Source organism: Mesorhizobium sp. C120A (assembly GCF_030323105.1).
Classification (GTDB): domain Bacteria; phylum Pseudomonadota; class Alphaproteobacteria; order Rhizobiales; family Rhizobiaceae; genus Mesorhizobium.
In genome coordinates this window covers 4,553,371-4,566,440 of sequence record NZ_CP100476.1, presented here as the reverse complement: position 1 = coordinate 4,566,440, position 13,070 = coordinate 4,553,371, and the positions used below count along the sequence as shown (strand labels likewise).

Here is a 13,070-nt window from a genome sequence, read left to right as displayed (position 1 = left end):
GCGAGGACAGTGGGATGAGCGCAGTAACCGGCACATCGAATCAGACACAGCGGATGGACACCACGGCAGCCATCGCCGTGGCTCTGACGGTGGTCGGCTGGGCATCGGCCTTTCCAGCGATTCGTGCGGGTCTCGCCGCCTTCGGGCCGCTGGAACTCGGTTCGCTGCGCTTTGCCATTGCCGCGGTGCCGGCGGCGATCTTTCTTGCCGTCAAGCGCCCGGCACTGCCGAGGCTCGATGAAGTGTGGCGCCTCGGCTTTGGCGGCGCCATTTTCGTCGCGCTCTACACCGTCATGCTTAATTACGGCGAACTGACCGTGTCGGCTGGCGCCGCCGGTTTCATCATCAATGTCAGCCCGATCTTCACCGCCATCATGGCAATGGCATTGCTGGGCGAGCGTTTCTCAACGTGGGCCTGGTTTGGCACGGCCATTTCTTTCGCCGGCATCGGCATCATTGCGGTCGCCGACGGCAATGGCTTGAGTTTCGACACCGGCGCGCTGCTGGTTCTTGGCTCCGCGCTGTGCTCGGCCGTCAACACGATCGTCCAGAAGCCGCTCTTTGCCCGCCATCACCCGCTGACCATTTCGGCCTCGAACATGATCCTTGGCGCACTTTGCCTGGCGCCCTTTTTGCCAAGCGGCTTTGCGCAGGCAGCGGTCGCCAACACGGCCGGGATCGGCGCCGTGATCTTTCTTGGCATCGTGCCCAGCCTGATCGCCTATGCCGCCTGGGCAACCGCTCTGTCGCGTCTCCCGGCCGCCCGTGCCTCGAACTTCCTTTATCTGGTCTCGCCCATGTCTGCCCTGATCGGTTTCTTCTGGCTGGGCGAAGTGCCGACACTGCTCGGTCTCCTCGGCGGCGCGCTGGCGCTCGGCGGTGTGATCGTGGTGAATTTGAAGCGTTAAATCAAAAAGTTGGAACCGTTTCCGGACTCAAACCGGGAACCGTATCCCCAGCATGCAGACACCCGGAGGAAGGACCGTTATGGTGAGTTGCCTGGCTGGGGGATGGAATGGGAAAACTGTTCATATCGGCAATCTTTTGCGTTTTGCTGCTGACCGGGAAAGCCTTCGCTGGCTGGTACCAGGTCGAAAACTACGAAGGGTCCATCGGGCCTAATCCAGTCCATCTGTCACTGCAGAGATATGACAGGGCAGCGGGATTACGGTCGAAGGAAGCTATTTCTACGACGCGAAGCAAAGCCCGATAGCGGTGTACGGCAAGATCACCGGTACCAGCGTCTCCCTTTGCGAGATTGCGGACGACAAGGAATTCGACCGGGTCCTGGTCATTGGATCGAAAACGCCGGTCGACACCGCCCGATGTCCGTTTTCTCTCGACCTTGGCGAAAGCGGCGCAACGGGGACCTGGAACAGAGGCCTGGACAAGTTCCCGATCGTGCTGAAGAAGGTCGCAAGCCTCGACGATACCGGTGAGGCGAAGGTTGACGGCACCGTCGAGATCCCCTTCTGGGCGCAGACAGCCACCCACAGATTTGCCGGGGTCTACGAGAAAGCCGGCTTTCTCGTCTGCATGAGTAAGCTGCGGGTCATCGACAAGAAGAAAAAGAAGGTCGTTCAGGAGATCGTTTTCGATGACGACGATTGCGATGCCGGCATGCTGATGACTCCCATCTACATGAATGTTCAAAAACAGGTTGGGGGAAGCTTCGAGACAATCTCCGTGAATTTTCGCGGCGGTAGCGCCGGCTACTCAAGGGATTACGTTTTCTCTCATAGATTCAAGGACTATCGCCTGTTGGTGAATTGAGCGTGTGCCCTGACCTGGCTTGTGCTCACCGCCGTCCGAACAGCCGCTCGATATCGGCAAGCTTCAGCTCGATATAGGTCGGGCGGCCGTGGTTGCAGGTGCCGGATCCCGGCGTCGCCTCCATCTGGCGCAGCAGCGCGTTCATCTCCTCGGCCTTGAGCAGACGGCCGGAACGCACCGAGCCGTGGCAGGCCATGGTGGCGGCAATCTTGTCCAGGCGCTGTTTCAGCGTCTCGACTGTATCATTGTCGGCGATCTCATCGGCAAGGTCGCGCACCAATTGCTGGACATTGGTTTCGCCGAGCATGGACGGCGTCTCGCGCACCGCCACCGCACCGGGGCCGAAGCGCTCGATGCCGAGACCGAACCGGGCAAGTGTCTCCGAATGCATGGCCAGCCGCTCGGCGTCTTCTTCCGGCAGGTCGACGATCTCCGGCAAAAGCAGCATCTGCGAGGGCACCGCGCGTAAGTGCAGCGCATTCTTCAGCGCCTCATAGACCAGCCGCTCATGCGCGGCATGCTGGTCGACGATGATCAGAGAATCCCGCGTTTGCGCGACGATATAGTTTTCGTGGACCTGCGCGCGGGCGGCGCCCAGCGCGGTGCCGAGCAGCGTCTCGGCCGGCTCGGCTAAGCCGGCACGCGCATCGGCGCTGGCGAGCGGACCGGCGTCGAATGCAGCCTGGTCGTTTTCGCGGAAGCCGGCGCCGTCAAATCCCATATCCAGCGGCCGCTGTGGCGAGCGGTCAAAGCCCGAAAAGCCCGAGGCCCGGTAGGCCGCGTCATAACTGCGATGACCGTTGGCAGGACCCGCATGGGCGTAGGAGGCGGCTCCCGGCCGGAACGCCGCCACCATCCCGGCGGCCCCGCTGGTGGCGGCGCGGATGCCGGCATTGGCCAGCGCCTCGCGAATGGCGCCGACGATCAGCCCGCGCACCAGGCCGGGGTCGCGAAAGCGCACATCGGCCTTGGCTGGGTGGACGTTGACGTCGACGGTCGCCGGATCGAGCGTCAGGAACAGCACGGTCACCGCGTGCCGGTCGCGCGGCAGCACATCGGCGAAAGCGCCGCGAATCGCGCCGGCAATCAGCTTGTCGCGCACTGGCCGGCCGTTGACATAGGCATATTGCTGCAACGCGTTGGCGCGGGTGAAGGACGGGATCGAGACGTGGCCGGTCAGGTGCACGCCGTCCCGGCTGGCGTCGATAGCGATGGAATTGTCGGGAAACTCGGCGCCCATGACTTGCGCGACGCGGCGCAGGCTGCCTTCCGCCGTGTCGTCGGTCGCCGGCAATTCCAGCGTCGAGCGGTCCGAGCCGGCGAGCGTAAAGCGCACGGCGGGGAAGGCGATAGCGATGCGCTTGAGCACGTCGCTGGTGGCGGAGCTTTCGGCGCGCTCGCCCTTCATGAATTTGAGCCGGGCCGGCGTGGCGAAGAACAGGTCGCGCACCTCGACCGTGGTGCCGCGGTTGGCCGCCGCCGGTTTGACCGCCGAAACGCGGCCGCCTTCGATGGCGATCTCGGCGGCAGCGTCGCCTGCAGCCGTGCGCGAGCGAACCGACAGTCGCGACACCGAACCAATTGACGGCAATGCCTCGCCACGGAACCCGAGCGAGCGGATATCGTGAATGTTGTCGGCAAGTTTCGAGGTGCAGTGGCGCGCAATGGCCAGCGCCAGTTCCTGTTCGGGGATACCGGAGCCGTCATCGGTGACGCGGATCAGGTTCAGCCCGCCGCCGGCAGTGACGACCTCGACGCGGGAGGCGCCTGCGTCGAGCGCGTTTTCGACCAGTTCCTTCACCACGCTCGCCGGACGCTCGATGACTTCGCCGGCGGCGATCTGGTTGATCATCGTTTCGGAAAGCTGGCGAATGGGCATGGGGGTATTATAGGCGGATTCGAAGGGTGTGCGGAAGGCTTCAATGAATGCCGGACATTGGAGACGCCAGCGGGACAGCACCCCCCTCTGGCCTGCCGGCCATCTCCCCCGCAAGGAGGGAGATCAGATGTCACGACGGCTTTCGCCAATCTTCAATGCCTGAAGGGTGACGCGACATATGAACTGCCAATCTCCCCCCTTGCGGGGGAGATGTCCGGCAGGACAGAGGGGGGTGTGAAGGAACTCCGCGATAGTGACTACGCTGCAACCGATTTCAAGCCTGCGCCGCCAGCCAGTCCCTGACTTTCCGCGCATTCTCGCTCAGCTCACGGTTCTTAGGCCAAACCACGTAGAACGCCTTGCCGGTTCTCAGCACATGATCGGTCACCGGCACCAGCAGCCCCGAAGCCAGGAGCCGTTCGGCCAGATGCCGCCAGCCGAGCGCGATGCCTTGGCCCTCCATGACGCCCTGGATCACGAGGCCGTAATCGTTGATGCGCAGGCCGCGCGCGGTGTTGTCGAGGCTGCCGCCCGCCGACTGGAACCATTCGTCCCAGCTAGCCGCCTCGCGGTAGGGCTCCTCAAGGTGGATCAGGCGATGCGTCGCCAGCTCCGCGACGCTCCTTGGCATGCCGAATTTCGCGAGATAGCTGGCGCCTACGACTGGAAAAATCTCCTCGTCGGCCAGCGGCAGCGAATGATAGTCGGCCCAGTCGCGCGGCTCGCCGCCGCGCACGGCGAGCGGGATGCCCTCGGCGATGATGTCGAGATCGCGGTCGGCGGTCTGGATGCGCAAGTCGATGCCCGGCAGTTCGTCGCGGAACTGCTGCAGCCGCGGCATCATCCAGAACGAGCCGAAGGCGGTCGACGCCGCCAGCGTGACATGACCGCCGGTCGCCTGCAGGCGCAGATCCTCCGCCGATTTGCGGATATGCGACAGGCCGAGTGAGACGTCGGCATGGAAGCGTTCGCCCGCTTCTGTCAGGACGACCTGGCGGTGGCGGCGCTGGAACAGCTGGGCGCCAAGCTGTTCCTCCAACCCGCGCACCGCATAGGAGACGGCGGCCTGCGTCATGCCAAGCTCGCGCCCGGCAGCGGTGAAGCTCGACAGCCGGCCCGCCGCCTCGAAGACGATCAGGCTGCCGGCCGAGGGCAAGAGGTGGCGCAGGCTTCGCATAAGCTGAGCTTATACAAGAGATCAGGATTTTCCAGCATCACATCCATATTTCCTCTCGCTAACTTGGTTGGACGGAATGAGGAGGCTCCATGAACGCACCGGCCACTGAACTGACCGAGCAAACCCACCGCCGCGGCGGCGGTCGCCTCGGACGCAAGGCGCTGAGGAGCGCCCCCGTCACCTCGTTCCCAACGCTGGTCCGCGAGATCCCCACCTACCAGATGGTCCCGGACGAGGCGGTGGAACTGATCCACCAGGAGTCACTCGCCATCCTCGAAGAGGTCGGTTGCGAGTTCCGCGACGACGAGGCGATCGCCATGTGGAAGGCGGCGGGCGCCGACGTGTCCGAGACACGCGTCCGCATCGACCGCGGCCTGCTGATGGAACTGGTCGCGAAGGTTCCGTCCGAATTCACCCTCAATGCGCGTAATCCCGAGCGCACCGTGCGCGTCGGCGGCAAGAACTCCATCTTCGCGCCGATGTATGGCGCGCCTTACGTGCGCGACCTCGACAACAACCGGCGTTATGGCACGCTTGAAGACCTCAACAATTTTCACAAGCTCGCCTACATGGCCCCGGCGCTGCATTCGTCGAGTTCGATCATCTGCGAGCCGATGGAGATCGCGGTGCCGAAACGGCATCTCCACATCATCCATTCGGCGCTGAAGCATTCCGACAAGCCGTTCATGGGCATCGTTACTTCCAAAGACCGCGCCGAAGACACGATGGCGATGGCGGGCATCGTCTTTGGCGAAGATTTCGTTCGCGACAATCCGGTGCTGGTGTCGATTACCAACTGCAACTCGCCGCTGGTGTGGGACGCCACCATGCTGGACGCGATGAAGGTCTATGCCCGCAGCAATCAGCCGCTGATCCTGGCGCCCTTTGCGCTGTGCGGCGCATCGACTTCGGCCTCGGCCGTCGGCGCGGTGGCGCAGGTCAATGCCGAAGCATTGGCCGGGGTCGCTTTCACCCAACTGCTGCGCCCGGGTTCGCCCCAGATCTACGGCCAGTTCATGGTGACGGTTGACATGAAGACCGGCGCGCCGATGGGCGGCACGCCGGAGGCTGCGCAGATGATGTATCTGATGGGCGCGTTGGCGCGGAAATACAAACTGCCCTGGCGAACCTCCGGCTTCCATGTCGGCTCCAAGCTCAACGACGCCCAGGCCGGCTATGAATCCAACATGCTGATGCATGCCGCCATCCTCGCCGGCGCCAATTACATCTGGCACTCCGCCGGCTGGCTCGAGGCCGGGCTCACCTGCGGCTATTCGAAATTCGCCACCGACTGCGAGCAGCTTGTCGGCTGGTACAAATATGCCGGCGGCCTGTCGTTCGACGACTTCAAGGAGGCCATGGCGGCGATCCGCGAAGTCGGGCCGCAGGGCCATTTCCTCGGCACCCAGCACACGCTCGATCACTACGAGTCGGCATTCTTCATGCCCACCATCATGGATTTCAACTCCTACGAACAATGGAAGGCCGGAGGGGCGAAGGACCACGACACGCGCGGCCGCGAGAAAGCCCGCAACATGCTGGCCGACTATGAAGAGCCGAAACTCGATGAGGGCATTGCCGAGGGCCTCAGGGACTTTATCGCGCAGCGCGAAGAGAGGCTGCCCGACAGCGTTAGCTAAGAGAACGACGAATGAGTTGATAACGGGCGAAGACCCGATGGGAACCGCAAGGGAGAAAGACATGACACTTTTCAAAAGCAATGGCGATCGCGTGCCGACGGCCATCGAGGCGATGGCGCAAGAGACGCGTGCTGGCCGTATGGACCGGCGCGAGTTTCTTGCATTGGCAAGTGCGTTCGGCGCATCGACGGCGCTGGCCTACGGCATGATCGGCCTTGCCGCGCCGGGACAGGCTTTTGCCGAGGAGCCGAAGAAGGGCGGCACGCTGCACATATCGATGTCGGTCAAGGCACAAAAAGATCCGCGCACCTATGACTGGGTGGAACTGGCCAACATCTCGCGCTGCTGGCTGGAGCCGCTGGTCCGCTACACCAGGGAATTCACCTTCGAGCCAGTGCTGCTCGAAAGCTGGGACATCAATGACGACGCCACGGAATACACGTTGCATGTGCGCAAGGGCATCACCTGGAACAATGGCGATGCCTTCAACGCCGATGACGTGGTCTTCAATGTTACCCGCTGGTGCGAGAAGAAGGTCGCCGGCAACTCCATGGCCGCTCGCGTCGGCGGGCTGATCGACGAAAAGTCGGGCAAGGCCAGGGAAGGCGCGATCGCCAAGGTCGACGACAATACGGTCAAGCTGACGCTCAGCGCGCCCGACATTTCGCTGATCCCGAACCTCACCGATTATCCCGCGCTCGTCGTCCACCGCAATTTCGACGCCGAAGGCGCCGACCCGGTCAAGAAGCCGATCGGCACGGGCCCGTTCGAACTGGTCTCCTACGATGTTGGCCAGAAGGCGGTGGTCAAGCGTCGTGAAAACGGCAAGTGGTGGGGTGGTGAAGCGCCGCTCGACAGCGTCGAGTTCATCGACTACGGCACCGACTTCAACGCTTCGATCAACGCCTTCGAATCCGGCGAGATAGACCTCAATTTCGAGACGCCGGCCGACTTCATCGACATCCTGGATAAGATGGGGCTGGAGAAGTCCGAGGTTGCGACGGCAACCACGCTGGTTGCCCGCACGAACGTTACCCACAAGCCCTATGACGACCAGCGGGTGCGCAACGCGCTGCAGATGGCGGTCGACAACAATGCGGTGCTGGAACTCGGCTATGCCGGGCGAGGGACGGTCGGTGAAAACCACCATGTCAGCCCTATCCATCCTGAATATTTCGCGCTGCCCAAGAAGACGCGCGACGCGGCCGGCGCCAAGAAACTGATGGCCGACGCTGGGCAGGCCGATTTCGAGCACGAGCTGATCACCGTCGAGGACGATTGGCAGAAGAACACCGGCGACGCGATTGCCGGCCAACTGCGCGACGCCGGCATCAAGGTCAAGCGCACGGTGCTGCCGGGCTCGACCTTCTGGAACGACTGGACGAAATATCCCTATTCGATGACCATCTGGTACATGCGCCCGCTTGGCGTCCAGGTCCTGGCGCTTGGTTATCGCACCGGCGAGGCCTGGAATGAATCGGCCTATTCCAACCCGGACTTCGACGCCAAGCTGAAGCAGGCGCTGTCGCTGATCGATGTGGAGAAGCGGCGTGAGGTGATGAAGGATGTCGAGCAGATCCTGCAGGATTCCGGCGTCATCATTCAACCCTTCTGGCAGAAGCTCTACAGCCACATGAACAAGAAGGTGAAGAACTACGGCGTCCACCAGACCTTCGAGATGGACCTGCAGAACGTCTGGCTTGATGGCTGAGACGGTGCTTCATGAGCCGCAAAAAAGCCGATATGCAGGATGTCTGGTATTGCACCTTGCCGCCAAACGTCCGGAGATCCTGCATGAAACCGATAGTGCTTGCCGCTGTCTTTTCGATTGCCTTGCCAGCGACAGTGCTGGCCGGGCCGGCTTCCAACGCCGTGAAGTTCTTTTATCTGCCCGAGGTGAAATTCGAGGGAGATGCAAAGTACCGCGACCGCTTCACCGAGCCGGTGACCAAGCTGTTCGATCTCAACGACCAGGCCACGAAGAACAAGCCCGACGAAGTCGCCTGCCTCGACTTCGATCCCGGCCTCGACGCGCAGGATTTCGACCAGAAGTCGATTGCCAAGACATTGAAGCTGGCCGAGACCGTCAATGGCGATACGGCCGAAGTCACCGCCACCTTCAGCCTTTTTGCGGAAGGCGATGATTCCAAACGCGAAATGCTGTGGTCGCTGAAGAAAATCGACGGCAAATGGAAGGTCGCCGACATCACCTCCAAGACCAGCAGCTGGACGCTGAGCGCGCTGGAATGCATGCCCGACAAAGCGCCGGAGTGATCCCGTGCTCCGCCGTCTTGCCCTGGCGCTGTCGCCCATGTGCGTGCTGGCGGTGGGTATGAGCGCAGCCGCAGCACAAGGCCTGTTGGGCCCGCCGCCAGCCAATGCGCCGGCCGTGGCGGCACCGGCCGGCGCAGCACCGCCCGCAAATCCACCCGGGACAGCGGTGGAACCGGCGACACCGCCGGTTGGGTGGCCGCCGGCCGAGCCGGCCGCGCCCGTCCTGGCGGGCTCGCCGACGGCTGTGGTCAAGCCGTTCTACGAACATCTCGGACTGGAGCTCGATCCGACCCAGCGCAAGAACTTCGTCGACCCGGCCAAGACCGTACTCGACAAGAGCGACGCGTTGCGCAAATCCGGGCAGGGCGAATGCCTCGACCCCAACATGGCGCTCGACAATGCCGATTACGACAAGCTTGCAATCGACAAGAGCCTGAAGAGCATCGAGGCCGTCAATGGTGATCAGGCCAAGGTGGTGGTCGCCTTCGTCGTCGAAGGCAACCAGCACCGGCTGGAGTGGAAGCTGAAGAAGGTCGACGGCGACTGGAAGATATCCGATCTGCTTTCGGTGACCGGTGAATGGGCGCTCAGCCAGTACCAGTGCGAATAAGCCGCCGATTGTTTCCGGGTGGTCGGCAATGAAGCTTCGCGTTTTGCTCGCGATCGCGCTGGTCGGGTTGGGCGCTGCCGGCTGCGGCCTCGACTGGCACATCGGCACGATGCTGATCGCCCGCGCGGCTTGGCAAGCTTTGGCGGCTCCCGGCGATTTGCCCGTCGAGCGCGTCGTGCTCGACCAGCCCGGCGCTCCTGATCTGGTCGGCTGGGCGGCTGATCGAAAGGGCAGCTGCGGCGCGGTCGTACTGCTGCATGGGCGCGGCGCCAACAGGCTGGCCCTGGTTCAAAGAGCGAAACTTTTGTTCGACGCCGGCTATTCCGTCGTCCTGTTCGACCTGTCCGGGCACGGCGAGAGCGGCGGTGCCATTCAAGGTTTCGGCTACACGGAAGCGCAGGACGCCGCCCGCATCATTGCCTATGCCAGGCAACGTTTTCCTGGCCAGAAGCTTGGCGCTGTCGGCTCGTCGCTAGGCGCCGCTGCTTTCGTCTTTGCGGCACAGCAAGCGCCCGCCGATGCCTATGTTCTGGAGCAGCTTTACGCGAGTTTGCGCGAGACCACGGCATGGCGCATGCCTTTCAACTTCTGGCGCGGTTTTCAGGCCGATGTGCTTTTGGCGCAGATGCCGCTTCGTCTGGGGTTGAGCGCCGGCAATGTCAGGCCGGTCGATCGCCTCGGCCAGATCGGTGAACCGCTGATGCTGCTTGCGGGAAGCACCGATCCCTTCATCGATCGCAGCCAGGTGCAGGCGCTGCACAGCGCTGCTGCCGGCTCACAACTGGTCTGGTTCGAAGGAGCGGGCCATGTGGACCTGCTGCGGTATGACCAGCCGCGCTATCGCGATGCCGTCCTTCCCTTTCTGGCGACAAAGCTCTGCCGAGCCGCCTATGGCTGACGTCAGTTCAGCCACGGCCGCGATAGGGGGCAACGCCGGTGTCGGGCAACCAGGCGCCTTCGGGCGGAGCGCCGGTCTGCCAGAAGACATCGATCGGAATGCCGCCGCGCGGATACCAATAGCCGCCTATGCGCAACCACAGCGGCTTCGTTGCCGCCACAATGCGGCGGCCGATCATCACCGTGCAGTCTTCATGGAAAGCGCCATGGTTGCGAAACGAGGTCATGAACAGTTTGAGCGACTTCGATTCCACGAGCGTGGTATCGGGTGCGTAGTCGATGACGATATGAGCGAAATCCGGCTGTCCGGTTACCGGGCAGAGCGAGGTGAATTCCGGGCAGGTGAAGCGCACGATCGCCGGCGGTCCGTCGCCGCGCTGGAACGGCACGGTCTCCAGGACCGCGGTCTCCGGGCTCTGTGGCGTCTCGACGTGGGCGCCGAGCTGGGTGAGGGTTTTGGTATCGATCATCGTGGTTTTCCTGGGGATTTTCCGCGCTCATTAGCATCGGATCAAAAAGTGTGCAGCGATTTTCGGATAAATTCGATGCTTAAGACAAGAACTGGAGCAGCGCGCGCTGCTCCGACACAAACTGGAATGGCAGGAAGATGATGACCAGCAACGACCCGCTTCTCCAGCCTTACCAGCTCAAACACCTGACGCTGAAGAACAGGGTGATGTCGACCAGCCACGAGCCGGCCTATTCAGAGGACGGCATGCCGAAACAGCGCTACCGGCTCTACCATGCCGAAAAGGCCAAGGGCGGCATGGCGCTGACCATGACGGCGGGCTCGGCCATCGTCTCGCGCGACAGCCCGGCCGCCTTTGGCAATCTGCATGTCTATGACGACCGCATCGTGCCGTGGCTGGCCGAACTGGCGGACGCCTGCCACGAGCATGACTGCAAGGTGATGATCCAGATCACCCATCTTGGTCGCCGCACCGGCTGGAACAAGGCCGACTGGCTGCCGGTGCTGTCGGCCTCGCCGGTGCGTGAGCCGGCGCACCGCGCGTTCCCCAAAACCATCGAGGACTGGGACATCGAGCGCATCGTCGCCGACTATGCGTCGGCTGCGCAGCGCTGCCAGGCCGCCGGCCTCGACGGCATCGAGTTCGAATCCTACGGCCATCTGATGGACGGCTTCTGGTCGCCCGCCACAAACCATCGCGACGACGAGTTCGGCGGTTCGCTCGACAACCGGCTGCGCTTCACCGACATGGTGCTGGATGCCGTGCGGGCGGCGGTCGGCGAAAAATTCGTCGTCGGCATCCGTATGGTCGCCGATGAGGATTTTGACAAAGGCCTGTCGAAGGAGGAGGGCGTCGAGATCGCCAGACGGCTCGCCAATTCCGGCAAGGTCGATTTCCTGAACATCATCCGCGGCTCGATCGAAAGCGACGCGGCGCTCACCAAGGTTATCCCGGTGACCGGCATGCGCTCTTCCCCGCATCTCGATTTCGCCGGCGAGGTGAGGGCGGCAACGAAATTTCCGACCTTCCATGCGGCGCGGATTTCCGATGTGGCCACGGCGCGCCACGCCATCGCGACCGGCAAGCTCGACATGGTCGGCATGACCCGCGCCCATATCGCCGACCCGCACATCATCAAGAAGGTCATGGAAGGTCGCGAGCACGAGATCCGGCCTTGCGTCGGCGCCACCTATTGCCTCGATCGTATCTATGAAGGCGGCGAAGCGCTCTGTGTCCACAATGCCGCGACCGGCCGCGAGGCCGAGATTCCGCAAATCATCGTCATGACCGAAGGGCCCAGGCGGAAAGTCGTCGTCGTTGGCGCTGGCGCTGGCGGGCTCGAGGCAGCTCGCGTCATGGCCGAACGTGGCCATCATGTCACGGTGCTTGAAGCCTCCGGTCAGGCCGGCGGCCAGGTCCGGCTCGCGACGCAGAACCCGCGCCGCAAGGAACTGATCGGCATCATCGACTGGCGGCTGGCCGAACTCGACCGGCTCGGCGTCGGGATCCGCTACGATACATGGGCCGAGCAGGACGATGTGCTGGCGCTGTCGCCCGATGTGGTGGTGATCGCCACCGGCGGCCTGCCGCAGAACCCGCCGCTGACATCAGGCGACAATCTCGTCACGTCGAGCTGGGACATCATGGCCGGCAGCGTCAAGCCGGCGGAGAACGTGCTGCTCTTCGACGACAATGGCGGCCACCAGGGCATGGGCGCGGCGGAGCTGATCGCCAATGCCGGTTCGAAGCTGGAGCTGGTTTCGCCGGAGCGCTTCTTCGCCCCCGAAATGGGCGGCATGAACCACGTGCCCTATATGCGCGCCTTCCAGGAGAAGGGCGTCACCATCACCATCAACACCAGGCTGCGCTCGGTACGGCGCGAGGGCAACCAGCTGGTCGCCGAACTCGCCTCCGACTTTGCCGACGGCTGGCGCGGCGAGAGGCGGGTCGACCAGGTGGTGGTCGAGCACGGCACGGCGCCGCTCGACGATCTCTATCTCCAGCTGAAACCGCTGTCGAAGAATGGTGGCGCGGTCGATTACGAGCGGCTGGTCGGCGGCGGCGATATTTTTCCTTCACGCAACCCCGAAGGGGGCTTCGTGCTGTTGCGCATCGGCGATGCGGTCGCCTCGCGCAACATCCATGCCGCCATCTATGACGGCATCAGGTTCGGCTTGCGGGTTTGAGCCTACAAGCCGGCCTACGGCTTGTTCCAAAGCTCGATCTCACCCTTCCGACGGGCGCAACTCGATCGATCAAAGTGATGGGTGGCGCGCAGCCAAACCTCTGTGCGGAGAGCCACCTTGCACATCCGTCCGAACTGCGCGCCGCGTACGCCACCAGCCGAGAG

The 13,070-nt window shown here is 63.2% G+C and carries 11 protein-coding genes; 8 read left to right on the top strand and 3 right to left on the bottom strand.

Features of this window, described 5'->3' with window-relative positions; translation table 11 throughout:
* The first annotated feature begins 14 nt into the window (after window positions 1–14).
* Together NL532_RS22210 and NL532_RS22205 are read left to right on the top strand one after the other, a co-directional pair.
* Window positions 15–908 carry a DMT family transporter gene (locus NL532_RS22210; RefSeq protein ID WP_023734232.1) on the top strand — a complete coding sequence of 298 codons (894 nt, stop codon included), beginning with the start codon at window positions 15–17 and terminating at the stop codon, window positions 906–908.
* A 307-nt stretch (window positions 909–1,215) separates the two neighbouring features.
* The gene (locus NL532_RS22205; protein ID WP_023689599.1) at window positions 1,216–1,773 is read left to right on the top strand and encodes a hypothetical protein; all 558 of its coding nucleotides are present in this window, start codon (window positions 1,216–1,218) and stop codon (window positions 1,771–1,773) included.
* Between the two features lie 25 nt (window positions 1,774–1,798).
* On the opposite strand, the gene mutL is transcribed toward NL532_RS22205, so the two are convergent.
* Both mutL and NL532_RS22195 read right to left on the bottom strand, forming a co-directional pair.
* Window positions 1,799–3,652 (bottom strand): DNA mismatch repair endonuclease MutL, encoded by a 1,854-nt coding sequence (gene mutL, locus NL532_RS22200; RefSeq protein ID WP_023826122.1) that lies wholly within the window; start codon window positions 3,650–3,652, stop codon window positions 1,799–1,801.
* A gap of 274 nt (window positions 3,653–3,926) precedes the next feature.
* Window positions 3,927–4,829 carry a LysR substrate-binding domain-containing protein gene (locus tag NL532_RS22195; RefSeq protein WP_023682936.1) on the bottom strand — a complete coding sequence of 301 codons (903 nt, stop codon included), beginning with the start codon at window positions 4,827–4,829 and terminating at the stop codon, window positions 3,927–3,929.
* 89 nt (window positions 4,830–4,918) lie between these two features.
* Here NL532_RS22195 and NL532_RS22190 point away from each other — a divergent pair, with 89 nt between their 5' ends.
* The 5 genes from NL532_RS22190 (at window position 4,919) to NL532_RS22170 (ending at window position 10,251) form a co-directional block, all read left to right on the top strand.
* Window positions 4,919–6,469, top strand: a complete 1,551-nt coding sequence (locus NL532_RS22190) for a trimethylamine methyltransferase family protein (RefSeq protein ID WP_023753734.1) — start codon at window positions 4,919–4,921, stop codon at window positions 6,467–6,469.
* A gap of 61 nt (window positions 6,470–6,530) precedes the next feature.
* On the top strand, window positions 6,531–8,180 hold the full coding sequence (locus tag NL532_RS22185; protein WP_023682934.1) for an ABC transporter substrate-binding protein: 1,650 nt from the start codon (window positions 6,531–6,533) through the stop codon (window positions 8,178–8,180).
* A gap of 83 nt (window positions 8,181–8,263) precedes the next feature.
* A complete protein-coding gene (locus NL532_RS22180) occupies window positions 8,264–8,743 on the top strand; it encodes a DUF3828 domain-containing protein (protein ID WP_023671589.1) in 480 nt (159 codons plus the stop codon).
* Window positions 8,744–8,747: 4 nt separating this feature from the next.
* Window positions 8,748–9,353, top strand: a complete 606-nt coding sequence (locus NL532_RS22175) for a YqhG/Tai3 family protein (RefSeq protein ID WP_023753731.1) — start codon at window positions 8,748–8,750, stop codon at window positions 9,351–9,353.
* Window positions 9,354–9,381: 28 nt separating this feature from the next.
* Window positions 9,382–10,251: an alpha/beta hydrolase gene (locus tag NL532_RS22170; RefSeq protein WP_023829513.1), complete on the top strand. Its 870-nt coding sequence runs from the start codon at window positions 9,382–9,384 to the stop codon at window positions 10,249–10,251.
* A 7-nt stretch (window positions 10,252–10,258) separates the two neighbouring features.
* Here NL532_RS22170 and queF read toward each other — a convergent pair whose 3' ends face one another.
* Window positions 10,259–10,720 (bottom strand): preQ(1) synthase, encoded by a 462-nt coding sequence (gene queF / locus NL532_RS22165; protein WP_023672924.1) that lies wholly within the window; start codon window positions 10,718–10,720, stop codon window positions 10,259–10,261.
* Window positions 10,721–10,860: 140 nt separating this feature from the next.
* On the opposite strand from queF, the gene NL532_RS22160 reads away from it, so the two are divergent.
* Window positions 10,861–12,906, top strand: coding sequence for an oxidoreductase (locus NL532_RS22160; protein ID WP_023753729.1), 2,046 nt, complete (start codon window positions 10,861–10,863; stop codon window positions 12,904–12,906).
* The last annotated feature ends 164 nt before the right edge of the window (window positions 12,907–13,070 follow it).